Below are 24,695 nucleotides of genomic sequence, written 5' to 3' on the forward strand. Positions count from 1 at the left end.
ATGTGCGGAATCGTCGGAGTGGTCGCAGGCGGCCAGGTCAACCAGGACATCTACGACGCTCTGCTGCTTCTGCAGCACCGCGGTCAGGATGCCACCGGTATCGCTACTGCTGAGCCCAGCGGCATCATGCACATGGCCAAGGCTGAGGGGATGGTGCGCGAGGCGTTCCGCACCCGTGACATGCGCTCGCTTCTCGGCAACGTCGGGCTCGGTCACGTCCGGTACGCCACCAAGGGCACAGCATCCAGCGAAGAAGAGATGCAGCCGTTCTACGTGAACGCTCCCTACGGCATCGTCCTCATCCACAACGGCAACCTCACCAACACCCGTGAGCTCACCGCCGACATGGCCAAGCGCGACCGCCGCCACCTGAACTCCTCCAGCGACACCGAGCTGCTGCTGAACGTGCTCGCCGGCGAGTTGCAGGCCACGACATCCGATGTCGATCTCGACCCGGAGCGCATCTTCGAAGCAGTCGCCCGCACGCATGAGCGGATCGAGGGTGCGTACGCGGTGATCGCGGTGATCGCCGGCTACGGTCTGCTGGCGTTCCGTGATCCCTTCGGCATCCGGCCTCTCATCCTCGGGCGCCGCGAAGGCAAGAAGCATGACGAGTGGATCGTCGCGAGCGAGTCGCTGGTGCTCGAGAACGGCGACTACGAGGTCGTCCGCGAGGTCGCACCCGGCGAGGCCATCTTCATCACCGACGAGGGCGAGCTGCACTCGCGGCAGTGCGCTGCCGATGCCGAGCTCTTCCCGTGCGCCTTCGAGTACGTCTACCTCGCTCGTCCTGACTCGACGATGAACGGCATCGCCGTGTACGAGTCGCGGCTGCGGATGGGCGAGCGCCTCGCCGACACGATCGCCAAGCACGTGCCGCGCGACAAGATCGACGTCGTCATGCCGATCCCGGACTCCGCGCGCCCGTCTGCGATGGAGGTCGCGCGCAAGCTCGGCATCGAGTACCGCGAGGGCTTCTACAAGAACCGTTACGTCGGGCGAACCTTCATCATGCCGGGGCAGGCGGTGCGCAAGAAGAGCGTGCGCCAGAAGCTCAACGCGATGTCCACTGAGTTCCAGGGCAAGAACGTGCTGCTGATCGACGACTCGATCGTGCGCGGCACGACGAGCAAGCAGATCATCCAGATGGCGCGGGATGCCGGGGCGCTCTCGGTCACGTTCGCCTCTGCCGCTCCCCCCGTGCGCTACCCGCACGTGTACGGAATCAACATGCCCTCGAAGCATGAGCTCATCGCGTATGGTCGCACGATCCCGCAGATCGCCGAAGAACTGGGCGCCGATCACCTCGTCTATCAGGAGGTCGAAGATCTGAAGACGGCGATCATCGAGGGTTCTGAGCTGACCGATCTCGACATGAGCTGCTTCGACGGTCGCTACGTCACCGGCACTGTCACCGAGGAGTATCTCGACTGGGTGGAGAGCTCGCAGTCCTCGTGAGTCCCTCGAAGGGGCGTCCGCTCGCGAGAGGACGGCTGCTCGCACTGCTCGGCATCCTGCTGTGCGCGTTCTCGCTGCGATCTGCGGTTGCGTCGCTCTCGCCGCTGCTCGACTACATCGCTGCTGACTTCACGGTGCCAACCGCGGTGATCGGTCTCATCGGCACGGCACCACCGGTGTGCTTCGCGATCTTCGGGCTTGCGACACCCCTGTTGGTGCGCCGGTTGGGCATCGAACGCGTTACTGTCATCGCGCTTGCCGCGATCGCTATCGGCCTCGTATTGCGCGGTTTTTTCGCTGGTGGCTCGGTCTCGCTTCTGCTCACCACCGCACTGATCTTCGCGGGTGTGGGGATGGGGAACATTCTCGTGCCCCCGCTGGTGAAGAAGTACTTCACCGATCGCATTGGGCTGATGCTGACGCTGTACACGACGGCGATGGCATTCTCGACGTTCGTGCCGCCGCTGGTCGCGGTTCCGGTGGCGGATGCCGCGGGCTGGCGCGTCTCGCTCGGACTGTGGGGCGTGTTCGCCATCGCTGGCGCGGTGCCGTGGATCATGATGCTGATGACCGGTCGCACTTCGTCCGTCGAATCCCCCGTGACTTCGCTCCCTGAGCCTGTCGAAGGGCGCGAAGCATCCATCGACGACCCCGTAACCCTGTCGACCGGACCCATCGCAGTCGCGCCGAGCAGTGCGCGGTTGTTCGGGCGGCTCATGCGCCTGCCTCTGGCGTGGTCGCTCGCCGTGGTGTTCAGCACCTCATCGATCATGGCCTACGTGTCCTTCGCCTGGCTGCCGACCATCGTCGTCGACGTCGCGGGGGTCTCTGCAGCGGAGGCCGGGCTGCTGCTGTCGCTGTTCGCGGTGATGGGGCTGCCGGCATCCCTGCTCGTGCCCGTGCTGGTGGTGCGCTTCCAAGCAACTCGCGGGCTGTACGCGGTCGGGGCCGCCACGGGGTTGCTGGGAATTGCGGGGCTGCTGTTCTGGGCGAACCCGGTCACGATCTGGCTGTGGGTAGGGCTGTTCGGCATCGTCGGTGTGATGTTCCCGCTGGCACTCGTGCTCATCAGCATCCGCTCGCGCACCCCCGAGAGCGCCGTTGCTCTGAGCAGTTTCGTACAGAGCACCGGCTACGTGATCGCCGCCGCGTTCCCGGTGCTGATCGGCGTGCTGCATGAGGCCACTGAGAGTTGGACAGTTCCGCTGCTCGTCATGGCCGCGGTGCTCGTCATCGCAACCCCCTTCGGGTACATCGCGGGCAGACGGCGCACCGTCGAAGACGAGTGGGAACGGCGCCACGGGCGCTGGTGAATGCTGGGCTCAGACGGCGACGACTTCATCGCCGACGCGGATGACGCCGCCGTGCCCTGAGCGATCGTCGACGTCGCCGCTCACGCCCGAGAGCAGCAGCAGGCGGCCGAGCGCGGGCTCTGCGAGCCCCATGGCACCGGTGAGCGTGGTCAGCACCGGAGCATCCCGAACGCCGGTGTCGGGATTCGCATGGGTCGCCAGACACCGGATGATCGGACCCGCCGCTTCGAACGTCACCTCGCCGATCCGGATGCTGCCGGTCCACTCGAGCTCTTCGCCGGCTCCGATTCCGTCGATCACGACGTTCGAGCGGAATCGTCGATCATCGATCGGAAGCTGAAGCGCATCCCCGAGCGCGCTGACGCTGGCCGTGCTGTGCACGGTGACGTAGCCGCGCGATCGGTCCTGGAAGCGCGAGCGCTCGCCATCGCCGACCAGACGCAGCGGTAGTCTTCCTGTGCGCTGCAGACGGCGCGCATCCGCGGTGTCCTGCACGTACTCCGTGACCACGGCCTCGAGCTGGGCGCGACCGTCGGCATCGAGCGAGGCATCGACGAGGAGCTTCTCGTCGTGGGACAGGCGCACGCGCAGCGCGGACTGATCGTATTGAAGGCGGAGCGCGGCGAGAGCGGGGAAGTCCTGCAGGGCCAGACCCTTGGACTTCGGCCAGTAGTCGAGCCCATCGCGCAGGTCTGGAGTCGCGGCATCCGCGAATCGGAACGCCAGCACACGATCGCCCGCCACGCGCCCGTCGGGCTGGATCGTCAGCTCGTTGAGGCGCTCGGGAGTGAAGCCCTTGATCGGGTGTCGGAAGAGAGCGACGACACGAGGCATGATCGTCATTCTCGCAGGTACGGGCGACGACGGACCCCGCCACGCGCGCCGGATACCGGCGGCGTGCGGGTCAGCGTCTTGCAGTCAGCGAAGTGCGAACTCGGGGTCAGGCCTTTTCGAGTTCGTCTTCGTCTTCGTCGGCATACTCATCGGCCCACTTGTCGACGTAGGCGTTCTCGTCGTCTGACGGATGAGCAAGCTCACGCTCAAGCGCAGAAGTGTTCAAGGACGGACTGTACGCCTTGAGTTCGCGGGCGATCTTGGTGTGTTTCGCTTTTTGACGGCCACGGCCCATGCGCGAGACCCCCTTACGAGTTAGGCTGCAGGCGTTTGGCCCACAGCATTTCACGACACCGGCGTGCAGCCGGTAAGAGTAGCATTCAGAATAGCACGAGGGCCAGGGCATCTGGCCTTCGCCGGCAGGTGAAGGGAACGATTCTCATGACTGACCAGACCTCCTCCCCGTCCGACGAAGCAGGCCAGAATTCCGCGCTTCAGAAGGCCGTGATCGTCGGCATGCAGCCCGGCCAGTCGCCGCATGTCCTCGAAGAGGCCGCACGATACGCGAAGCTGCTCGGCGTGCCCCTCGTGGTCGCCCACGTCGACGTCACGCGGTTCGTGACCTATGAGGACCCGGACGGCTATGTGCACTCCGCGCCCATCGACCTGAACGCCGACGCCGGGGCTGCTGAGTTCGAAGATGTGCAGGCGGCGGCGGCATCCGTGCTCGGGGACGGCGGCATCACGTGGACGGCTCGTCAGCTGGTCGGCGACCCCGCGCTGGCGATCAAGCAGCTGGCGAACAAGATCGATGCCCAGCTGATCGTCGTCGGCACCCGCAACCGCGGACTCGGCGAATCGATCCGTGAGTTCTTCACCGGCTCGGTGGCCGCGCGCCTCGCCCACCGTCAGCACCGTCCCATCCTCGTGGTTCCGCTGGAAGAAGAGGTCCCCGACGACCAGGCCGAGATCTGGTCGGAGTAGACCGCCTCAGCGCCCGGCCGACCCCAACGACTGGGTGAGGGCGCGAGCCGCGGCATCCATTGCGTTCTCGAGGTCGGTCACGACCGACTCGGCGAGCACGCCGCCGCGGGCGACGTGCGTGCGCAGATCGGTGCGCACGCGGGCGCGGAAGGCGTTGATGGATGCATCGGCGCGGTGCAGCTGCTCACGACTGATGATCCGCTCATCGCTCATCGGTGCCGCCGTCGAGGGGCGCGCTTTGGCTGCTGTCCGCTCGTCGTTCGCCGCCGCTGCAAGGTCGGCGCGCAGGCTCTTCATGGCCTGCTGCACGCTCTGGCGCACCTCGCTGGCGATGAGGCGCACGGAGTCGGCGAGACCGGACTCGATGCCTGCGAGGTCGCCTTCGCGATCAGCGAGTTCGGTGCGGCCAGCATCCGTGATCGCATAGATCGTCGTGCGTCCCTCGACCGTCTTGGTGACCAGTCCTTCTTCTTCGAGCTTCGCGAGCCGCGGATAGATGGTTCCCGCGCTCGGCGTGTAGGTGCCGCCCGTGCGGTCGGTGAGCGCTTGGATGATGCCGTAGCCGTGCTGCGGTGCCTCGGCGAGGAGCGAGAGCAGATACAGCCTCAGGTCGCCGTGCGAGAAGACGGGGGGAGTCATGAGTCCCACTCCTCGTCATCTGCCACGGTGGTCAGAGGCTGGCGGAGCACTGTCGTATCTCCCGAGACGGAGTTGCTGCGGATGTCGACGAACGTTCCGGCGAGCTCGCCGGTGGACCCGGTGTAGCTGCTCGGGCCGGAGCCGCCTCGGTCGACGCCGTCGATCAGCATGCCACCGCTCATCGAGCGCACGACATAGTTCGCCGGGAGCGTCTCTTCGAGGCGGATCGTGCTGTTGCCCGAGACGGTATTCAGGTTGATCGTGTTCACAGCGCCGGTGGCATCGACCCAGATGGAGCCGGAGACCGTGTCGACGGTCGCCTTGCGGACGGAGCCGGTGAGGGCGACGTCTCCCGAGACGCTGTTCGCGTTCGCGGTTCCGGTGAGAGCGCGCACCTGCACGTCGCCCGAGACGGAGTTGAGCGTCAGGTCGCCGGTGTGAGTGTCGACGATGATGTCGCCGGAGACGGTATTGAGGCGCGCGTCGTTGGTGAGGCCCGAGACCAGCGCGCCGGCGCTGACGACGCCGAGGTTCAGGGCGATGCTGCGGGGGACGGCGACGCTGACCTCTGCGCGAGGGCCGCCGGAGCCGAAGTTGCGGAACACCTCGAGGAAGTTGTCCCACCCGAGCTGCGGGTGGTCGATCTCGATCTGTGTTCCGTCGGATTCGATGCGGAGGTCTTTCACGGTCACGCCGCTCACCTCGATGCGGATGCCCGGTTCGTCGTGGGCGATGATGTCGACCTGCCCGCCGACCAGACCGACCTTGAGCCGGGAGGCGTGAGCGATGTCGATGACGCGTTCTTCGCCGGGGGCGATGAGCCACTTCTCGGTCATGGGATTCTCCTCGATGGTTGATCGCGATATATCGCGTTAAAGAACGATAACACGATATATCGTGAGTTTGTCAAGAGAGTTCGGGTGTTCTCCTCCAATTGGGCCGTGACCGGCGCTTCGGCCGCGACTGCGACGTAGGGTCGTGACATGAGCCGTCGCTCGGAGTCGACTGCAGCGCCGCTGTTCGCAGTGGCGGCGGTCAGCTATGCGACGAACTGCGCTCTTGGAGCCGCGGTCGCCGCACGGCTCGTCGATAGCAGCGGCTTTCGCTGGCTGCACCACGCGCTGTACATCGCCACGTGCGTCTCGGTCGCCGCAGCGGTCTGCACGGGCCTGGTCGGTAAGGGCGCCCGGGAGGCAGGTCGCCGCGCAGCCCTGGCGCTGATGCCGGCGGCCGTGCCGCTGACGGCGATCGCCTTCGTGAGAGCGCGCACCCGGCGGCATCCTCTCATCGCGCTGTCCGCCGCCCCCTTCATCGCCGCGGGCCTCGTCGGCTCTCGGCAGGACTCTCATCGAAAGTGAACGTATGGAACTGCTCGATGCCATTCGCCGCCGCAAGACCACCAATGGGGCATTCCTGCCCGACCCCGTCTCCGAGGAGCACCAGCGCGTGCTGTTGGAAGCGGCCGGGCGCGCTCCCTCTCAGCTGAACAGCCAGCCGTGGCGTTTCGTCGTGATCGAGAACCGCGAGACGATCGACGAGATCGCTCGGATCTCCGGCGAGAGCATGACCCAAGCGATGTCCAATGGCACGTTCTTCGAACGGTACAAGCCCTACTTCCGCTTCAGCCAGGCTGAGATGGACGCCACACGCAGCGGGATGCTGTTCGACAGGCTGCCCGCGGCGCTTCGACCCTTCACCAGTCAGGTGTTCACGAAGCGCGGACAGGCGCTCATGAACGCTTTCGGGGTGCCCAAGACGCTCGGCGCCGACAACCGCAGACTCGTGGGAGGCTCGCCGCTGCTGCTTGGGGTCATGCTCGACCGCAGCGAGAATCGTCCGGGACAGCTGTCGTCGTTCTACTCGGTGTTCAGCATGGGGGCCGCGATGGAGAACGTATGGCTCACGACTCTCGAGCTCGGCATGGGGATCCAGTTCGTCTCGTTCCCGATGGAGGTCCCCGGCCGCTGGGACGAGATCGTCCGGCTGCTGCGCGTTCCCGACGATCTCGAGCTGATGGCCGTGTACCGCCTCGGTTATCTGCCGCCCGAGCAGCGCCGCCCGTCGATCGACTGGTCCAGCAGCCAGCGCAAGCTCGTCTCGCAATACGTTTTTCGAGAGGACTGCGAGACGCCGCAGCAGGGATGGGACTCGCCGCCCACCGTGTGACTGCGCGCGATCAGCGCTGCTGCTTCAGATCGCGCAGCGCCGGTCCCTCGATGCGCGTGCCGTCGGGGGCGAAGCGCGACGCGTGCAACGGGCAATCCCACGTGCGCTCGGCGTCGTTCCAGTTCAGGACGCCGCCGAGATGCGTGCACGCCGCGCTGATAGCCTGCGTGACGCCATCGACCGTCGAGACGCCGACCGGACAGCCGGCTCGGTTGGCGACGACTCCGGCGCCCTCGGCAGGACGCGGGACCGGGACCGCGCGCTTCTCGGCGTCGGTCCATCCACGCGCCAGGAGTGCCGCGACGCGACCGCCCTCGGCCGCCCCTCGACCGATATCGGCCGGCACGGTCAGGCGGGTTCCGATCGTGGTCATCCACTTCGGTCGGTCGGATCTGGGGGTGCCGGTGATCTCGCTCGTCAGGCGCAGGGCCGCAGCCGGTGCGTTCGACAGTCCCCACTTCGCGTACCCAGTGGCGAAGCGGATGCGTCCGAGCCCTCTCGGCATCGCACCGACGAACGGAATGCGGTTGTGCGATTCATAGTCCTGCGCTGACCAGCGGTGGGTCTCCTCGGCACCCGGGAAATACTCACGGGTCCATTCGATGAGGTCCTCGACGGCTGCCCTCTCGTCGTCGTGGCGGCCGACCGGGTGACCGTTGCCGCCGACGACGAGCTGCGCGGCGCCTGCGGGGCCATCCGCCTCGGACACCGGACGAATCGATCGGGTAGGTCCGTCCACGGAGATGAAGGTTCCCGCGGGCAGTTCTTCCGGCACCCGGAACGAGACGCAGTACGAGCGCATCCCGCGCACCTTGGCGAAGTAGAGGCCGCGGTCGAGGATCGGGGTGCCGGTCGCGAGCACGATGTGGTCGGCGAACAGTGGGCCGGCGGCGGTGTCGATGTGCGGATGGGGCAACGCGCGCGCACCGGTCGCTCGGATGCCGGTGTTCAGCGTCCCGCCCGCGGCGATGAAGGCATCCGCCAGAGCCCGGACCACCTGCACGGGATCGATCGTGACCTGATCGTCGAGGGCGACGCCGCCGACCGCGGGGAAAGGCAGCGTCGAGAAGTCTCCCGCGGCCAGCATCCGAACGCGCAGGCCCGCCTCTTGGGCGGCTGCATGAACGGACGCCGCAGAGTCGAGCCCCTCGGGACCGGTCGCATAGGAATGATCGGTGCGCCGCCGGTAGGAGACGCCCACCTCGTCGGCGAAATCCGTCAGCCACTGCATTCCCGCCCGATTCGCGTCGACATACGCCTTCACGAGCGATGCGGGATGGTGCCGTCGGATCTTCGCCAAGGTCTGCCCCTGCAAGAGCGAGAGCTTGCCGGTGTTGCCGCCGGAGGCGAGCTCGGCGACACCGCCGGAATCCACTACCGCGACGTCGAGTCCCCTGCGGGTGAGCATCAGCGCGGTCGAGAGGCCGGTGAGCCCCGCGCCGACGATGACCACGTCGTGCTGTGCTCCGGGCTCGAACGGAGCGCCAGCGGGAAATGCCGGGGTGATCTTCCACAGGGATGTCATGGCATCAGTCAACGTCTTCTGCGGCATCGTTCCCACAGCCTTGACATCTGCCGCGTGCGCTGGCACGCGTCATGAAGCGCGGATGCCGCGACTAGAGTTGCCGACGTGAACCTGCGCCGGCTTCTCCTCGTCATGCTCGGCGGGATGCTGGGCACGGCGGGCCGGCTCGGAATCGAGCTGCTGCTTCCGCACTCTGGCGGCTTCCCGTTCGCGACGCTCATCGCCAACGTGCTCGGAGCGCTGCTGATCGGGATTCTCGCCTCGCGGCCCTTCGACAGGCTCAGGGACCGAGGCGACAAGCTCAGGGGCCGAGGGCAGGACACCAGGCTGTTCCTCGGCACCGGCATCCTCGGCGGATTCACCACTTACAGCGCGTTCGCGGTCGGCTCGGTCGGACTGTGGACGGAATCTCCGTTCGCCGCCGTCGTCTACGTCATGCTGACGCTGGGGCTCGGAATCGGCGCGGCCGCATGCGGTCTCAATCGGGGCCGGCCGCGGGTGAGGGGCATCGAATGACGCCGCTGCTCTTCCTCCTGGCATCCGTCGCCGGTGGCGTGGGCGCGGGCCTTCGGTACCTCGTCGATCTCGGCGTCATGTCCCTCACACGGGGGCGCTTCCCGTGGGGGATCGTCGTGGTGAACATCACCGGAGCCTTCGCCCTCGGTGTGGTCACCTCGGCCATCCCCGATGCGGCGTTCATCGTCGGAGCGGGCCTTCTCGGTGGCTACACGACGTTCAGCACAGCAATGCTCGACACTTTCGCGCTCTGGCGCGACGGCGAGCGCCCCGCATCCGTTCTGCACCTTCTGGGAACCTTCGCGGCATCCGTTCTTGCGGCGCTCGTCGGACTCTGGATCGGATTCGCGCTCTGACACAGGTGATAGCCCGATCCCTGTGAAAGACTGGCCGCGCACCCTCGCGCCGTAACTTCACAATCGAGAGACACACGCCTTGTCGAACCTCGCCGTTCTCAGCCTGCGCAATCGCGCGCTGATCGCCCTCATCACGATCGTCGCCGCCGTCTTCGGCGGGCTTGCACTGACGAACCTGAAGCAGGAGCTCATTCCTTCCCTCGAGCTGCCCGCGCTCATCGTCATGACGACGTACCCCGGCGCTTCTCCCGAGGTCGTCGAGAACGACGTGTCGACGCCGATCGAGACCGCCATCCAGGGTGTCCCCGGGCTCGAATCGACGAGCGCGACGAGTACGACCAACGCCTCGATCATCCAGGCGACGTTCACCTACGGCGAGAACCTCGCCACGGCAGAGCAGAAGATGCAGCAGGCGATCAACCGCATCTCCAACCAGCTTCCGGCCGACGTCGAGCCCCAGGTGCTGTCGCTCTCGCTCGATGACTTCCCTGTAATCCAGGTCGCAGTGACCGGCTTCGACGACGCCGAGACTGCGCAGGCAGATCTCGAGAACGTGGCGATCCCGGCCCTCGAAGATGTCGATGGCGTCAACGCGGCGCAGATCGTCGGCGGGCTCGGACAGCAGATCACGATCACCCCTGATCAGGCGGCGCTCGCAGCGGCCGGCCTCAGCACCCAGGCGATCCGCGATGCACTGGAGCAGAACGGCACCCTGTTCCCCGGTGGCGACATCACCCAAGACGGTCAGACGCTCACGGTGCAGACCGGAGCGAAGATCACCTCGGTCGAGGAGATCGCCGCCCTCCCGCTCGTCGGATCGGATGCCACGATCGCCGACGTCGCGACCGTCGCACTCGAGACAGAGCCTGTCTCATCGATCTCGCGCGTCAACGGCGAAGACGCGCTGTCGATCTCGATCACCAAGCTTCCCGCCGCGAACACCGTCGAGGTGTCGAGCGGGGTGATCGCCGCGATCGATGACTTGAAGAAGACGTTCCCCGACGCCGAGTTCACGATCGTGTTCGACCAGGCGCCGTTCATCGTGCAGTCCATCGAGACGCTCGCCACCGAGGGCCTGCTCGGACTCGTCTTCGCGGTGATCGTCATCCTGGTGTTCTTGATGTCGATCCGTTCGACGCTGGTCACCGCGATCTCGATCCCGACCAGCGTGCTGATCACCTTCATCGGGTTGCAGGCGTTCGGGTACTCGCTGAACATCCTCACCCTCGGCGCGCTCACGATCGCGATCGGCCGCGTGGTCGACGACTCCATCGTCGTGATCGAGAACATCAAGCGGCACTACGTCGGTGACGCGAATAAGGGTGATGCGATCCGGCTCGCAGTGCGCGAGGTCGCCGCGGCGATCACCGCATCGACCATCACGACCGTCGCGGTTTTCCTGCCGATCGTGTTCGTCGGCGACATGGTCGGTGAGCTGTTCCGGCCGTTCGCGATGACCGTGACGATCGCGATGGTGGCATCACTCCTGGTCTCGCTCACGATCGTTCCGGTGCTGGCGTACTGGTTCCTGAGGCCCGGCAAGGAGCTCACCGACGAGAACGGGCAGGTCATCGACCCGGAGCATCAGGATGCTCCGCCCACCAAGCTGCAACGCGCATACCGTCCGATCCTGCACTGGACGCTCGCGCACTCCGGTCTCACCGTGATCCTCGCGATCGTCGTGCTCGGTGGAACGCTGGCGGCTGCCCCGCTGATGAAGATCAACTTCCTCAGCGACTCCGGACAGAACACGATGACGGTGTCGCAGGACCTCGGCCCGACCGCGAGCCTCGAGGCGAAGAACGACGCCTCGCTCGTGGTCGAAGAGGCGCTGAACGGCATCGACGGCATCGAGAATGTGCAGATCTCGGTCGGCTCCAGCGGTTCGCCGCTGATGGATGCCTTCTCGGGCGGCGCCGGTGTGACGTACTCGATCATGACTGAATCGGGTGCTGACCAGGAGAAGCTCCGCGCCGATGTGCTGGATGCCGTTGATGGGCTCGAGGGCGTCGGCGAGATCAGCGTCAACGCCGCAGCCAGTTTCGGATCCAGCGATATCGAGGTCAACATCACCGCGCCGAGCGGCGAGGTGCTCGCCGAGGCGACGGATGCGGTGACCGAAGAGCTCAGCGGTCGTGACGGCATCGGCCAGATCACGAACAACCTCGCGGCATCCCTGCCGTACATCGCAGTGGTCGTCGATCGGGATGCGGCAGCCCAGCGCGGCCTTTCAGAAGTCGCGGTCGGCGCGCTCGTCTCGAACACGATGCGCCCGCAGCAGATCGGCTCGGTCGAGCTCGATGACACTGCCCTCACGGTGTACCTCGCCGCGGCAGAGCCTCCGGCGACCATCGAGGACCTCCGTGCGCTGACCATTCCGACGATGGCAGGGCTCGTGCGCCTCGATGAGATCGCGAGCGTCGATGAGGCCGAGGGGCCGACGTCGATCACGACTCAGCAGGGGCGCCGGACCGCCACGATCACGGTGCCCCCGGCATCCGACAACCTCGCGACCGCGACCGCATCTGTCACTGCCGCTCTCGAGGCGGTGGAGCTGCCCGATGGCGCCTCCGCAGAGGTCGGCGGCGTCGCATCGCAGCAGGCTGATTCGTTCTCGCAGCTCGGGCTCGCGATGCTCGCGGCGATCCTGATCGTCTACGTGGTGATGGTGGCGACCTTCAAGTCGCTGCGCCAGCCGCTGCTGCTGCTGATCTCGGTGCCGTTCGCGGCGACCGGTGCGATCCTGCTGCAGATCGCGACGGGCGTGCCGCTGGGCGTGGCATCCCTCATCGGTGTGCTGATGCTGATCGGCATCGTGGTGACGAACGCGATCGTGCTCGTCGACCTCGTGAACCAGTACCGCGAGAAGGGCCTGTCCGCGCACGATGCGGTGATGGCCGGTGGCGAGAAGCGTCTGCGTCCGATTCTGATGACCGCTCTCGCAACGATCTTCGCGCTCACGCCGATGGCGCTGGGAATCACCGGTCACGGCGGCTTCATCTCGCAGCCGCTCGCGATCGTCGTGATCGGCGGACTCGTCTCGTCGACCGTGCTGACGCTGGTCGTTCTGCCTACGCTCTACAACCTCGTCGAGGGCGCGCGCGAGCGTCGCGCTGCCCGCAAGGCCGGGCCTGACGAGGGCGGGGCGGGGCCTGACGAGGGCGGGGCGGGGCCTGACGAGGGCGGCGCTGGGGACGGGCCTGCGCCCGAGGGGCCGGATGCTTCGGAGGATGCTGCCGAGCACCCGCTCACGCGTCGCGAACTGCGCGGGCAGAGGGCGTAGCGCCCGCGCGATCCCGTCAGCTGAACTCGATGCCCCAGCTGAGCGTCCAGGTCTCACCGGATGCGAGCCGGCGGATACCGAGACCGCTGTTGAGCCCGTCGACCGGGGCGGTCATCGGCTCGATCGCGACGGCGAGGTCGTGGCCGGGATAATTCGTGGTCGTGAACACCTGGACGAACTCGAAATCCGGTTCCTGCCACACCGTCACGCGCCGGCCGTCTGACGCAGTCAGCGAATGCCGAATCAGGCCGTCTTTGTCGGGGACCAGATCGGCGAAGCCGGTGTCGAGAGTGATGCCGCCGAGGCGCACTCCCGTGCGCATCTCATCTGACGCCGGAGTGGCCTTGAGCGGAAGCATCCGCTCGTCGGTTTCGAGCTGGGTCTTCGCTGGCACGCGCAGCACGAGGTTGCGGGGATCGACGTCGCCGATCGTCACGAAGGGATGCGTGCCGAGAGCGACGGGGGCTTTCTCGGTCGAGCGGTTCGTCAGCGTGTGGGTGACTTTGATGCCGGCCTCGGTCAGTGCGTACGTCACTGAAGTCGCGATCTCGTACGGGTAGCCGGTCTGCGGGTGAATCGTCGCCCGAAGGGTGGTGGCAGCATCCGTTTGCTCGATCGCGTACGCGGTGTAGCGGAGCAGTCCGTGGATGGCGTTGTTCAGCTTCGGTTCTGAGATCGAGAGCTGCCGGACCGTTCCGGCGTCCTTCCACACGCCGTCGCGCACGCGGTTCGGCCACGGAGCGAGGACGACGCCCGAGCAGGAGGGGGTCGGGATGTCTTCGGGGTAGCGCGAGACGAGATCGACACCGCCGACGGTCAGTCCGCGAAGGGATGCTCCGACCTGAGCGATCTGCGCAGTGACTGCGCCGCGCGTGAGGTGGATCTGAGTGCCGGTGGGAGAAAGGGAGTTCACTCCGACTATCGTACGGGCACCTTCACAGGTGGATCCGGTAAACTTGTGCGGTCGGCTTCAGGCACCCGCGACTGCGCGGGAGAATTCTGAATCAAGTGTGAGCCCAGGGGCCGATGGTTACTAACCATCACATGAATGGCCCCGGCCGATGAATGCTCGGGTATGTCCGCTCTGCGCTGATCTCTGTGCGCTTTCCGCGGATGCTGTTCTCGTGTCAGAGACAGTCAGGAAACACCATGCCCAAGAATGGCAAGCCCAAGGGCGGTCGCCCCGCTCGTAATTTCGAGCCCCGCTACGCGAAGAAGACGCCGTTCCACGATCGTCACGCCGGTGGCCGGCCCGCTCACGATTCGCGCGACTCTTCCGAGTCTCGTGAGTCGCGTGATTCCCGCGACTCGCGTGACTTCCGCGGTGCGCGGCCGGATGCTTCGGACCGTCGTTCGCCGGCCCCGCGTGCAACCGGCGGCGACCGCTTCGATCGTCGGCCCGGCAGCAAGAGCCCCAGCCATCGCGGCTACCGCCCTGCGGAAGCAGAGGGCGGCGCCCCGAAGCGTCGCTGGAGCGACCAGGACCGTGCCGGTCGCGATGAGGCCCGTGGCATCCGCGGCCGCGCCGAGTCCGGACGCCGCGAATCGCCGAACCACCAGGGCGAGCGCCCGCGGTACAACAGTGAGCGTCCGCGCTTCAACGGCGAGCGTCCGCGTTTCAACAACGATCGTCCTGGCTACAACAACGAGCGCCCTTCGGGGGAGCGTCGTTACAACGACCGCCCGAATCGCGACGACCGCGGTGGCGAGCGTCCTCGGTTCAACAACGACCGCCCGAATCGCGATGACCGTGGTGGCGAGCGTCCTCGTTTCAACAACGATCGCGGATCTGAGCGCCCCCGTTTCAACCGTGACGAGCGTCCGAACCGCGACGACCGTCCCCGCTTCAACAACGATCGCAACGATCGCGGTGGTGAGCGTCCTCGCTACGACAACCGTGACGAGCGTCCGCGCTACAACAACGACCGCAACGAGCGTCCCCGGTTCAACAACGACCGCGGATCCGAGCGTCCGAACCGCGACGAGCGTCCTCGGTTCAACAACGATCGCAACGATCGCAACGATCGCAACCATCGCAATGAGCGTCCCCGCTTCAATCGGGACGAGCGTCCGAACCGCGACGACCGCCCCCGCTTCAACAACGATCGCAACGATCGCAATGAGCGTCCTCGCTTCAACAACGAGCGCAGCGAGCGCCCGCGTCGCGATGACCGCGAGCAGCGTCCGACCCGTGACAACTGGAACGGTGCGCCCGCGAAGAGCGCGAAGTTCGAGCCGACCGAGGATGTCGTCCACGAGCGTCTCGAGGCCAAGGTCGTCGCCGCTCCCGAGGTCGAGGGCACGACGTTCGCTGACCTCGGACTCGGTTCGAACATCGTCGAGACACTGAGCGGTATGGGTGCGGCAGCGCCGTTCCCGATCCAGGCGGCGACGATCCCTGCGATCCTGCAGGGCCGCGACGTGCTCGGCCGAGGGCGCACTGGCTCCGGCAAGACGATCGCCTTCGGCGCTCCGCTCGTCGAGAGCATCCTGAAGGGCCAGGCCGGAAAGCGACGTGAGTTCGGTCGCAATCCGCAGGCGATCATCCTCGCTCCGACGCGGGAACTCGCGCTGCAGATCGACCGCACGGTGCAGCCGATCGCTCGCAGCGTCGGCCTGTTCACCACCCAGATCTACGGCGGTGTCCCGCAGGCGCGCCAGGTCGGTGCGCTGAAGAAGGGCGTCGACATCGTGATCGGCACCCCGGGTCGTATCGAAGACCTCATCAACCAGGGCAAGCTCGACCTGTCGGACTGCCGCATCGCGGTGCTCGATGAGGCCGACCACATGTGCGAGCTCGGTTTCGTCGAGCCCGTGCAGCGCATCCTGCGTCACACGGCAGAGGGCAGTCAGAAGCTGCTGTTCTCGGCGACGCTCGACCGTGAGGTTGCGGCGCTCGTCGAAGAGTTCCTCGTAGACCCCGCCGTGTACGAGGTCGCCGGTGAGGATCAGGACTCCGGCACCATCGACCACCGCGTGCTCGTCATCGACCACCGCGACAAGGCTGAGATCCTGACCTCGATGGTCGACCGCGCGGGAAAGACCCTCGTGTTCGCCCGCACTCGCGCCTATGCCGAGATGCTCGCCGAGCAGTTCGACGATGCCGGCATCCCTGCGGTGTCGCTGCACGGTGACCTCAACCAGGCCAAGCGCACGCGCAACCTGCAGCGCATGACCTCTGGCCGCGTGAGCGTGCTGGTTGCGACGGATGTCGCGGCTCGCGGCATCCACGTCGATGACATCGATCTGGTGATCCAGGCCGATGCGCCCGACGAGTACAAGACGTACATGCACCGTTCTGGTCGCACGGGCCGCGCCGGAAACTCCGGTCGCGTCGTCACGCTGATCACCCGCCAGCGCGAGCGGCGGATGAGCGAGCTGCTCGGGCGCGCAGAGATCGACGCACCGTTCGAGAAGGCGCGCGTCGGCGACGACATCATCGAAGAGATCGCGGGGCGCATGCCCACTGAGGCTGAACTGACGGCCTGATCATTCGATCTCCGCAGTCAGCTGCGGGTAGGGGCTCGGAATCTGATTCCGGGCCCCTTTCGCGTCCTTCCGGGCCCCTCAGATGGCGGAGTGCGCGTGCACGGTAGTGCTCAGCGTCGTGCCGTTCAGGTCGAGATACAGCTGGCCTTCGGTGACGGTGAGGGTCACGGTGCTTCGCCGCTCGAGCAGTTCGACGGCGTCGGCGATGAAGGCGGATTCGAAGCTGAACACCTCGATCGCGTCGACGTTGTGGATGCGCTTGCCCGACCACGCGGCGATCACCTTCGCCGGGTCGCGATGCGTGTAGACGGCGACGCGTTCGGCGATCCGGCTGCCGTGGTGCAGGCGCTCGGCATCGGGCGCGCCGACCTCGATCCAGGCCATCACGGCACCGGTGAGGTCGCGCACGATGACCGTCGGCTCATCGGTCGACGAGATTCCTTCACCGAAGGCGATCCCTTCGGTGTACTCCAGGCAGTACGCGAGCAGCCTGGTCACCATGTATGCATCCGTCTCGGACGGATGCCTGGCCACGCGCAGCGTGAAGTCGTCGTACACACCCCGGTCCATGTCTGCCAGTTGCACCGTGAACGTGTAGATCGTCGAGCCGATTGCCATAGCTCCCGAGCCTACGGTGCACAGCAGACCCGTCAGAACAGCATCGGTTGCGGGGCTGGTGCCGGGATGGTCGGTGTGAGCACCGCCGGACGGGTGAGCCGGCGGGTGGGGTACGCGTCGTCGGAGTGCCGCGCCTCGAGACCGTGCGCGTGGATGAGTGGCCTGATCCGTTTCGCCAGCCACTGCCGGTATGCTCCCGGCGCATCGGCTGCTGCGCCCGGGTACAGCCCGCGATACGAGGCCATCAACTCCGGGTGCTCGCGTTGAAGCCATTGCATGAACCAGGGCTTCACCCCGGCCCGCAGGTGCAATGCGCCGTAGATGGCATGGTCAGCGCCGGACGCCGTGATCCGCCGCAGCGCATGGTCGATGTGCTCCACCGAATCAGTGAGATGCGGCATCACCGGCATGAGGAACACTCCGACCCGGAACCCGGCATCGGCGAGCGCACGCACTGTGTCGAGGCGCGCTTGCGTCGAGGGCGTGCCGGGCTCGATCGAGTGCTGCAGCTCGTCGTCGTACATCGCAATAGACATCGAGATGTCGACCGGAACGGATGCCGCGGCTTCGATGAGCACCCCGATATCGCGCCGGATGAGCGTGCCCTTGGTGAGGATCGACATCGGAGTGCCGGATTCCGCCAGGGTGCGAATGATCTCTGGCATCAGCCGGTACCGCCCCTCGGCCCGCTGATAGGGATCGGTGTTGGTTCCGAGAGCCACCGTCTCGTGCTGCCAGCTGCCGCGTCTCAGTTCGTTCCGCAGCACTTCGGCGATGTTCGTCTTCACGACGATCTGCGAGTCGAAATCTGCGCCGCCGTCGAGGTCGAGGTACTGGTGAGTGCCGCGGGCGAAGCAGTAGAGACAGGCATGGCTGCACCCGCGGTACGGATTGATCGTCCAGCTGAACGGCATCTTCGACCCGCCAGGAACGTGGTTGAGCGCGGACTTCGCGAGCACCTCGTGGAACGTCATTCCCGCGAACTCGGGAGTGGTGACCGAGCGCACGATTCCACTGCGATTCTCGAGACCGGGGAGGGCCGCGGAGTCGACGTCGGTGATCGATTGTCCCTGCCAGCGCATGATGAAAGTAGAACATATGAACGAGTGACTATCAAGTAGTTATCTATTTTGTTCGTGCATAAGAATCAATACGGTCCTGATCCGCATCGCGATATCGTGGATGCTCGGCAGAGAGGTGTGCGCATGAGCGTCGTCATCGTCGGCAGCGTGAACCAGGATGTCGTAGCCCAAGTCGATCGGATCGCCGGCCCTGGCGAGACCGTGCTGGGCACGACGCTTACGCGCTCGGGCGGCGGCAAGGGCGCCAACCAGGCTGTCGCAGCACGACGGGCAGGAGGGGCAGAGGTCGCCTTCGTCGGAGCCATCGGCAAGGACTCTGATGGGGTGGCGCTTCGCGCCGCGCTGGAGAGTGATGGGATCGACGTCTCGGGTCTTGCCGAGGTCGACGGTCCCAGCGGAACGGCTCTCATCTCGGTCGATCGCAATGCAGAGAACACGATCGTCGTCGTGCCCGGCGCGAACGCGGTTCTTCCGCAGCTGACCGAAGCCCAGCGCGAGGTGGTGGCGCGATCGCGGGTTCTGCTCACACAGCTCGAGGTTCCCATCTCGCTCGTCGAGGATGCTGCAGCGCGCCGCCCCGACGGCGCCTGGCATGTGCACAACGCTGCGCCCTCTGGGCCGTTCGTCGCAGCGGCTGAGCGGCTGAGCGGCTGTTGCCTGGAATCGACGTACCGCGCGGGCGATTGATACGACCGGCGCGGGCGACACCTTCTGCGGTGTGTTCGCGGCGCGTCTCGCGGCATCCGGCAGGTTGCCTGCCGATGTCGATCTCGATCTCCTGGTCGATGCCGCGATGTGGGGCGCTGCCGCGTCGGCGATCTCCGTGAGTCGTCCCGGTGCGCAGGATGCCGTTCCCGATGTCGCGGAAGTCGCGAGGCTGCGGCAGGGCAGGAAGTAACGGGTGCCCATCGTTCAGCAATAATGGAAGCGATGAGACACGCCATGCACCCCCGGTACGCGTCGCCTCGGTCTCGTGTGCTGACGATCGCACTTCCCATCGGTCTTGCGGTGACCGCCCTCGGGGCACTGTGGGCGTTCACTGAGGTGCCGTCGGTCGCTGAAGTTGCTGAAGAAGTGGTACCGCCTTCTCCCGCCGTGGTCGCTCATCTGCCCGGTATCGAGTTCGCATCCGTCGATGCCGCAGCCCCCTGCGCCACCCCAGAGGTGAGTGATGCGCTCGCCGCTGGTGATGATGAGGCCGTCGTCGCCGGGTTCGGCGGCGGAGTGGCATTCCGCGACGCCGTCTTGGTCGGGAACGCACCGTGCATCTCATTGACTGACCCTATGCATCATTGGGTGGTCGTGAACAAGTTGCAAGCGCTCGCCCCTGTCGACTACGAGCCGGCCGCGATGACCGAAGCACCGATCCAGATGACGACGGCGTCACGTTTGATCGACGCGGATGCCGCCGCTGCGCTCGGCAACATGACTGCTGCCCTGCAGAATTCCGGGGCGGGAGAGCTCGGCATGAACAACGCCTATCGCTCTTACCGGCTGCAGGTGGCGAACTACTCCAGTCAGGTGAGTGCGGCGGGGCAGGCCGAGGCAGATCTCAGTTCTGCCAGGCCCGGCTTCAGCGAGCACCAGACCGGCTTCGCCGTCGATGTCGTCGCGTGCGGCAGCGGGTGCGGCGAGATCGGTGCATTCGGGGGGACTGCCGAGAGCGATTGGATCGCCGCGCACGCGTGGGAGTACGGATTCATCGTCCGTTATGAGGCAGGAGCGACCTCGGTGACCGGGTACGAGCCCGAGCCCTGGCATCTGCGCTATATCGGCCCAGGGCTCGCGAGCGCCTATCACGAGGGCGGTTTCCACACCCTTGAGGAGTTCTTCGGTCTGCCGGCCGCGCCCGACTACGCGCACTGAGCTGCCGGCTGCTGAAGGGCCGGGAAGCGGGCGTTCTGTAGCTTTCCGCAAACGCGATACCCGGTCTCACACATGGTGGGATGCATTCTCACAATCCCCTCCCGCAGCATCAGCTCTCAGACATAGACTCGGCGGTGCAAGGACGCCAATACGTTCGGGAGGACGGCATGGAACGCGACATCTACGATGAAGACCACGAGGCATTCCGCGACCTGGTCAAGGACTTCGTCAAGCGACACGTGAGCACCGAGAGCATCGACAGGTGGGATGCTGCCGGTGAAGTCGACCGTGAGACGCTGCTCGCTGCGGGTGAAGCAGGGATCATCGGTCTCTCCGTCCCCGAGGAGTTCGGCGGTGCGGGCATGCTGCAGGACTACCGCTTCCGCGCGATCGTCAACGAAGAGGTCATCGGTTCTGGAGCAGGTTCGCTCGCCGGTGCCCTGGGCATTCAGGACGACCTCGCCGTTCCGTACCTCGTGCACATGGGCACGCAGGAGCAGAAGGAGAAGTGGCTTCCCCGCATGGCGACCGGCGAGGTGCTCGGCGCTCTCGCGATGACCGACCCGGGTGCGGGCTCTGACCTGCGCGGCATCAAGACCAACGCCAAGAAGGTCGATGGCGGCTACATCCTCAACGGCGCGAAGACGTTCATCTCTTCGGGCACGACCGCGGACATCGTCGTGACCTTCGTGAAGACCGGCGAGGGCAACCGTCCTGACGCGTTCAGCCTGCTGATCGTCGAGAAGGGCATGGAGGGCTTCGACCAGGGCAAGAAGCTCCGCAAGATGGGCTTCCACGGTTGGGACACCGCTGAGCTCAGCTTCACCGATGTCTTCATTCCCGACGAGAACCTGATCAGCGGCAAGGAGGGTCAGGGCTTCATCCAGCTGATGATGAACCTGCCTCTCGAGCGTCTGTCGATCGGTGTGGCCGCTGCGGCTGCGGCGGAGGCCGCCGTCGAATGGACCGTTGCCTACACGAAGGACCGCGAGGCGTTCGGTGAGCGCATCGCCGACTTCCAGAACACGCGGTTCCGTCTGGCTGACATGGTCACCACGACCGAGGTCATGTGGGCGTACGTCGACCGCGCAATGCTTGCGTACAAGGACAAGAAGCTGACGGCGGAAGACGCCGCGAAGGTCAAGTTCTGGGCGACCGAGCGCGAGTGGGAGGTGCTCGACATGGGTGTACAGCTGCACGGCGGCTACGGCTACATCATGGAGTACCCGATCGCGCGCGCCTTCACGGATGCCCGTGTGCACCGCATCTACGGCGGCACCAACGAGATCATGCGTGACCTCATCGGTCGCCAGATCGTCGGCAAGCGCTGACACTCAGTTCAGGTCGCAGTTTCTGCCGCTTTGGGGGCTCCCAGAGCGGCAGAAACTGCGACCTGAACGTGTTTACGGGCCTCAGACCGCGAGCCACGGATACGTGAGCGCGAAGATCACCGCGGATGCTGCGATGAACGCGACGATGAACACGACGTCGCGCATGCGGAACGGGACGATATGCCGTTCCGTGCGTGTGGGATAGGCGCCGAAAGCGCGAGCATCCATCGCGAGGGCGACGCGTTCGGCATGTCGGATGGCGCTGGCGAGCAGCGGCACGATGTAGCCCCACCCGCGCGCCATCGCTGCGAACGGACCGCGGCCGCGATGGTGCCCTCGCACGCGATGAGCTGCGCGGATCACGCTGAGTTCGTAGTTGAACCGTGGAACGAATCGGTACGCCGCCAGTGCGGTGTACCCGATTCGGTAGGGGATGTGCAGTTGCTGGATGCCCGCACGGGCAAGGTCGGGACCCGTCGTGGTGAGTCCGCCGATCAGCGCGAGCGCGAGGATCGCCGCGATCCTCAGGGCGCTTGCGCAGCCGACCTGCAGCGCCCCGGTGAAGAGCGTCCAACCGCCGATCTGCAGGAATGGCGCGGTGTGATCGACGCTCGCGGCATCCACCCAGAGCGAGAAGCCGAAACCGACCGCGACGATGCCGATCGGAACGGCGAGGAAGAGCAGCGCCGCGATTTTCGCAGTGATGCGCGTGCCGGTGAGGATCAGCACGTAGGCGAGCACGATGAAGATCAGCGGTGTCACCATGTCGCGCACGAAGACCAGCAGGACGATGGCAGGCAGGACGGCTGCGATCTTCGTCAGCGGATTGAGATGGTTCAGGAATCGCCAGGCGGATGCCGGGACTCCCGGTGCGAACGGATCGATCGTGGCAGTGGGCGAAGTGATCGTCGTCACAGTGCGGCCTCCGCGACGATGCCGCGCAGCTCGGGGCTGAGCGCACGATGAAGCGCAGGCAGTCGGAGCCCGGCAGCTTCGAAGAGTCCGGGCGTCGCGAACAGTTCGGCGGTGCGCCCCGAGGCATGCACGCGGCCGTCGTCGAGGATCACTGTGTGGGTGGCGTGATCTGCGACCAGCTGCAGGTCATGGGTGACGATGATGATCGTGGTTCCGGCGGTGCGGAGGTCAGCGAGCAGATGCAGGAGCTCGTCGGCGCGGCTGCGGTCCTGGCCGAAGGTCGGTTCGTCCAGAGCCAGCACTTCGGGTCTGGTGATGAGGGCGGTGCCGACGGAAAGGCGTCGCTTCTCGCCGCCGGAGAGCAGGAACGGGTGCACATCGGCCTTGTGCTCGAGCCCGAACCGGCGGAGCATCTCGTCGACGCGGTCGGTGATCTCTGCATCGCTGGTCTTGCGCAGGCGCAGTCCGTAGGCGAGCTCCTCGAAGACGGTGTGCGTGATGAACTGGTGCTCGGGGTTCTGGAACACGAACCCGATGCGCGCGGTGAGATCCCTGGGCGATGCTCGCCCCGGATCCATTCCATCGATCGAGACCTGATGCCTGGGCGGAAGGATGACGCCCGCGAGCGACTGGATGAGTGTCGTCTTTCCCGCGCCATTGGCCCCGACGATCGCGGTCAACGATGCGGCCGAGATATCGAGGTCGATGCCGTGCAGGATCTCGGCACGTCCGCGCTTCACGGTGAGACCGCGCGCGCGGACGATCGGCGGGAGAAACGATTCCGGTGCGTTGTCTCGCTTCGCCCGCTCCGTGAAAGGCTCGCGTTCGGCTCGGCCAGGGGAAGGCGCCCCCTCCAACGCACTCGCGAGCGCTTCCGGAGTGAGCGGGAGCGGCACCTCGGCGGGCAGGATGCCGCGTTCGCGCAGCATCCGTCCCGCGAGAGCTGCGGCAGGAAGCCACACTCCCATCGCGATGAGCTCGTCCGTGTGCGTGCGCATGATCTCTTCTGCGGGGCCGTCGAACGCGAGGCGACCCTGCTGGTCGAGGACCAGAACGCGGGTCGCGAAGCGCATCGCGGCATCGAGATTGTGCTCGACGAGGATCACTGCCCGATCGCCGGATTCGATGAGGGTCGACAGCGCGTCGTAGACATCGTCGATGCCCTGCGGATCGAGGTTCGCCGTCGGCTCATCGAGCACGATCACGGGCGACCCCATCGCCAGAGCGCAGGCGATCGCAAGGCGCTGTCGGCCCCCACCGGAGAGTAGGTCAGGGTTCTGATTCCGGCGCTCCCACAGCCCGACCTGGCGCAGTGCGCGCTCTGATCTCGAGAGCACTTCGTTGACCGGCAGCAGCAGATTCTCGAGCGCGAACGCGACCTCGTCGAGCAGCGTTCCGGTGACCAGCTGGGCATCCGGGTCCTGGAAGACCATCGCAATATCGACGCTGAGCTCGGCGACAGGAGTGCCCACGGTGTCGCGTCCGTTCACCTCGACGGAGCCGGTGATCGTGGCGGGAACCGACTGCGGGATCAGGCCGTTCAGTGCGAGGGTGAGTGTGGATTTTCCCGATCCGCTCGGCCCGAGAAGGAGCACGACTTCACCGGGGTGTACCTCGAAGCTCACGTCGATGGGCGACGGGCTGGTAGAGCCCGCATGGGTGAGTGAGAGCCCGCGCACACGGAGGAGAGGCGCGGAAGGGGGCATGCCTCCAGGTTAGCTGAGCCTTACCTGTTGTGAAACTGCGCGATCAGTCCCGGATGACGTCCGTCAGTTCCGGATGACGCCCGCTCGGCGGAGGGCACTGCCGATGGCGAGACCGACCAGGGTCCATGCCACGGGTCCGGCGATGAAGAGCACGGCGAAGCCGATCGCGCCCCAGGTGGGGAGGCTCGAAACGTGGAACGCGAACCACAGCGGCACGGCGATCACGATGCCGGTGATCGCTGCCGAGAGCAGGAAGCGCCAGGGCTCCCAGTGTCGGTAGCGGGTGAGCGCGGAGACTCCTTCTTGCACGCCGCCGAAGACAACAGCGGCGAGAATGTAGCGTCCTGCCATGGCTGGGACGAACGCCAGCCCGATGAGAGCGGCGATCGCATGGGTGATGAGGGCGACCCACGGGGCACGGAGAACCTGCTGAGCGATGACGCCGGGGAGGGCGTGGAATCCGAGCACCAGCCCGTAGAGAGGCACCGCGCCGGCCGCGGCGATGATGTGGAGCCCCGCCCAACCGGCCGAGACGAGGCCTGTGGCCACGCCGATCGCCGCGCAGATCAGCAGTACGCGGGTCGAGAGCACACGGGTCTTCTGCACGAGATCAG

General features: G+C 66.2%; 24 protein-coding genes. 13 read left to right on the forward strand and 11 right to left on the reverse strand.

The window, feature by feature from the left end:
* Complete coding sequence (gene purF / locus ACN0RC_RS06105; protein ID WP_417509853.1) at positions 1-1,458, forward strand: amidophosphoribosyltransferase; 1,458 nt, start codon at positions 1-3, stop codon at positions 1,456-1,458.
* A complete protein-coding gene (locus ACN0RC_RS06110) occupies positions 1,455-2,771 on the forward strand; it encodes an MFS transporter (RefSeq protein ID WP_206494405.1) in 1,317 nt (438 codons plus the stop codon). Before purF ends, ACN0RC_RS06110 begins: the two co-directional genes overlap by 4 nt.
* Positions 2,772-2,780: 9 nt before the next feature.
* On the opposite strand, the gene ACN0RC_RS06115 is transcribed toward ACN0RC_RS06110, so the two are convergent.
* The gene (locus ACN0RC_RS06115) at positions 2,781-3,605 is read right to left on the reverse strand and encodes an MOSC domain-containing protein (protein WP_417509855.1); all 825 of its coding nucleotides are present in this window, start codon (positions 3,603-3,605) and stop codon (positions 2,781-2,783) included.
* A gap of 106 nt (positions 3,606-3,711) precedes the next feature.
* Positions 3,712-3,900, reverse strand: coding sequence for a DUF3073 family protein (locus ACN0RC_RS06120; protein ID WP_206494397.1), 189 nt, complete (start codon positions 3,898-3,900; stop codon positions 3,712-3,714).
* Between the two features lie 146 nt (positions 3,901-4,046).
* Here ACN0RC_RS06120 and ACN0RC_RS06125 point away from each other — a divergent pair, with 146 nt between their 5' ends.
* Positions 4,047-4,589 carry a universal stress protein gene (locus ACN0RC_RS06125; RefSeq protein ID WP_206494396.1) on the forward strand — a complete coding sequence of 181 codons (543 nt, stop codon included), beginning with the start codon at positions 4,047-4,049 and terminating at the stop codon, positions 4,587-4,589.
* 6 nt (positions 4,590-4,595) lie between these two features.
* On the opposite strand, the gene ACN0RC_RS06130 is transcribed toward ACN0RC_RS06125, so the two are convergent.
* Positions 4,596-5,228 (reverse strand): helix-turn-helix transcriptional regulator, encoded by a 633-nt coding sequence (locus ACN0RC_RS06130; protein WP_206494395.1) that lies wholly within the window; start codon positions 5,226-5,228, stop codon positions 4,596-4,598.
* Complete coding sequence (locus ACN0RC_RS06135) at positions 5,225-6,064, reverse strand: DUF4097 family beta strand repeat-containing protein (RefSeq protein ID WP_206494394.1); 840 nt, start codon at positions 6,062-6,064, stop codon at positions 5,225-5,227. Before ACN0RC_RS06135 ends, ACN0RC_RS06130 begins: the two co-directional genes overlap by 4 nt.
* A 147-nt stretch (positions 6,065-6,211) precedes the next feature.
* On the opposite strand from ACN0RC_RS06135, the gene ACN0RC_RS06140 reads away from it, so the two are divergent.
* Both ACN0RC_RS06140 and ACN0RC_RS06145 read left to right on the forward strand, forming a co-directional pair.
* Entirely contained in the window at positions 6,212-6,586 is a 375-nt protein-coding gene (locus ACN0RC_RS06140; protein WP_417509858.1) for a hypothetical protein, read from the forward strand.
* Positions 6,587-6,590: 4 nt separating this feature from the next.
* Positions 6,591-7,394: a nitroreductase family protein gene (locus ACN0RC_RS06145; RefSeq protein WP_417509860.1), complete on the forward strand. Its 804-nt coding sequence runs from the start codon at positions 6,591-6,593 to the stop codon at positions 7,392-7,394.
* A gap of 10 nt (positions 7,395-7,404) precedes the next feature.
* Here ACN0RC_RS06145 and ACN0RC_RS06150 read toward each other — a convergent pair whose 3' ends face one another.
* Complete coding sequence (locus tag ACN0RC_RS06150; protein ID WP_417509862.1) at positions 7,405-8,919, reverse strand: FAD-dependent oxidoreductase; 1,515 nt, start codon at positions 8,917-8,919, stop codon at positions 7,405-7,407.
* Positions 8,920-9,024: 105 nt separating this feature from the next.
* Between ACN0RC_RS06150 and ACN0RC_RS06155 the strand changes: the two genes are divergently transcribed.
* The 3 genes from ACN0RC_RS06155 (at position 9,025) to ACN0RC_RS06165 (ending at position 13,074) form a co-directional block, all read left to right on the forward strand.
* Entirely contained in the window at positions 9,025-9,435 is a 411-nt protein-coding gene (locus tag ACN0RC_RS06155; protein WP_417509864.1) for a fluoride efflux transporter FluC, read from the forward strand.
* Positions 9,432-9,791 carry a CrcB family protein gene (locus ACN0RC_RS06160; RefSeq protein WP_206494390.1) on the forward strand — a complete coding sequence of 120 codons (360 nt, stop codon included), beginning with the start codon at positions 9,432-9,434 and terminating at the stop codon, positions 9,789-9,791. The genes ACN0RC_RS06155 and ACN0RC_RS06160 overlap by 4 nt, the downstream gene beginning before the upstream one ends.
* A gap of 79 nt (positions 9,792-9,870) precedes the next feature.
* The gene (locus ACN0RC_RS06165; RefSeq protein WP_417509867.1) at positions 9,871-13,074 is read left to right on the forward strand and encodes an efflux RND transporter permease subunit; all 3,204 of its coding nucleotides are present in this window, start codon (positions 9,871-9,873) and stop codon (positions 13,072-13,074) included.
* 16 nt (positions 13,075-13,090) lie between these two features.
* Here ACN0RC_RS06165 and ACN0RC_RS06170 read toward each other — a convergent pair whose 3' ends face one another.
* On the reverse strand, positions 13,091-13,987 hold the full coding sequence (locus ACN0RC_RS06170) for an aldose 1-epimerase family protein (protein WP_417509869.1): 897 nt from the start codon (positions 13,985-13,987) through the stop codon (positions 13,091-13,093).
* Between the two features lie 236 nt (positions 13,988-14,223).
* Between ACN0RC_RS06170 and ACN0RC_RS06175 the strand changes: the two genes are divergently transcribed.
* Positions 14,224-16,563, forward strand: coding sequence for a DEAD/DEAH box helicase (locus ACN0RC_RS06175; protein WP_417509871.1), 2,340 nt, complete (start codon positions 14,224-14,226; stop codon positions 16,561-16,563).
* Positions 16,564-16,641: 78 nt separating this feature from the next.
* Here the strand turns inward: ACN0RC_RS06175 and ACN0RC_RS06180 are convergent, their stop codons facing one another.
* Together ACN0RC_RS06180 and ACN0RC_RS06185 are read right to left on the reverse strand one after the other, a co-directional pair.
* Positions 16,642-17,181: a YaeQ family protein gene (locus ACN0RC_RS06180; RefSeq protein ID WP_417509873.1), complete on the reverse strand. Its 540-nt coding sequence runs from the start codon at positions 17,179-17,181 to the stop codon at positions 16,642-16,644.
* 32 nt (positions 17,182-17,213) lie between these two features.
* Positions 17,214-18,263 (reverse strand): Rv2578c family radical SAM protein, encoded by a 1,050-nt coding sequence (locus tag ACN0RC_RS06185; RefSeq protein ID WP_417509875.1) that lies wholly within the window; start codon positions 18,261-18,263, stop codon positions 17,214-17,216.
* 123 nt (positions 18,264-18,386) lie between these two features.
* Between ACN0RC_RS06185 and ACN0RC_RS06190 the strand changes: the two genes are divergently transcribed.
* The 4 genes from ACN0RC_RS06190 (at position 18,387) to ACN0RC_RS06205 (ending at position 21,460) form a co-directional block, all read left to right on the forward strand.
* Complete coding sequence (locus ACN0RC_RS06190) at positions 18,387-18,950, forward strand: PfkB family carbohydrate kinase (RefSeq protein WP_417509877.1); 564 nt, start codon at positions 18,387-18,389, stop codon at positions 18,948-18,950.
* 31 nt (positions 18,951-18,981) lie between these two features.
* Positions 18,982-19,161 (forward strand): hypothetical protein, encoded by a 180-nt coding sequence (locus ACN0RC_RS06195; protein ID WP_417509879.1) that lies wholly within the window; start codon positions 18,982-18,984, stop codon positions 19,159-19,161.
* A 32-nt stretch (positions 19,162-19,193) separates the two neighbouring features.
* Positions 19,194-20,129 carry a M15 family metallopeptidase gene (locus ACN0RC_RS06200; protein WP_417509881.1) on the forward strand — a complete coding sequence of 312 codons (936 nt, stop codon included), beginning with the start codon at positions 19,194-19,196 and terminating at the stop codon, positions 20,127-20,129.
* Positions 20,130-20,296: 167 nt separating this feature from the next.
* Entirely contained in the window at positions 20,297-21,460 is a 1,164-nt protein-coding gene (locus tag ACN0RC_RS06205; RefSeq protein WP_417509883.1) for an acyl-CoA dehydrogenase family protein, read from the forward strand.
* 81 nt (positions 21,461-21,541) lie between these two features.
* On the opposite strand, the gene ACN0RC_RS06210 is transcribed toward ACN0RC_RS06205, so the two are convergent.
* The 3 genes from ACN0RC_RS06210 to ACN0RC_RS06220 all read right to left on the reverse strand — a co-directional run bounded on the left by ACN0RC_RS06210 (position 21,542) and on the right by ACN0RC_RS06220 (position 24,687).
* On the reverse strand, positions 21,542-22,375 hold the full coding sequence (locus ACN0RC_RS06210) for an energy-coupling factor transporter transmembrane component T family protein (protein WP_417509885.1): 834 nt from the start codon (positions 22,373-22,375) through the stop codon (positions 21,542-21,544).
* On the reverse strand, positions 22,372-24,081 hold the full coding sequence (locus ACN0RC_RS06215; protein WP_417509886.1) for an ABC transporter ATP-binding protein: 1,710 nt from the start codon (positions 24,079-24,081) through the stop codon (positions 22,372-22,374). The genes ACN0RC_RS06210 and ACN0RC_RS06215 overlap by 4 nt, the downstream gene beginning before the upstream one ends.
* A 63-nt stretch (positions 24,082-24,144) precedes the next feature.
* Complete coding sequence (locus ACN0RC_RS06220) at positions 24,145-24,687, reverse strand: ECF transporter S component (RefSeq protein ID WP_417509888.1); 543 nt, start codon at positions 24,685-24,687, stop codon at positions 24,145-24,147.
* Positions 24,688-24,695: the final 8 nt, after the last annotated feature.

The organism is Microbacterium sp., from assembly GCF_048259935.1.
GTDB lineage: Bacteria > Actinomycetota > Actinomycetes > Actinomycetales > Microbacteriaceae > Microbacterium.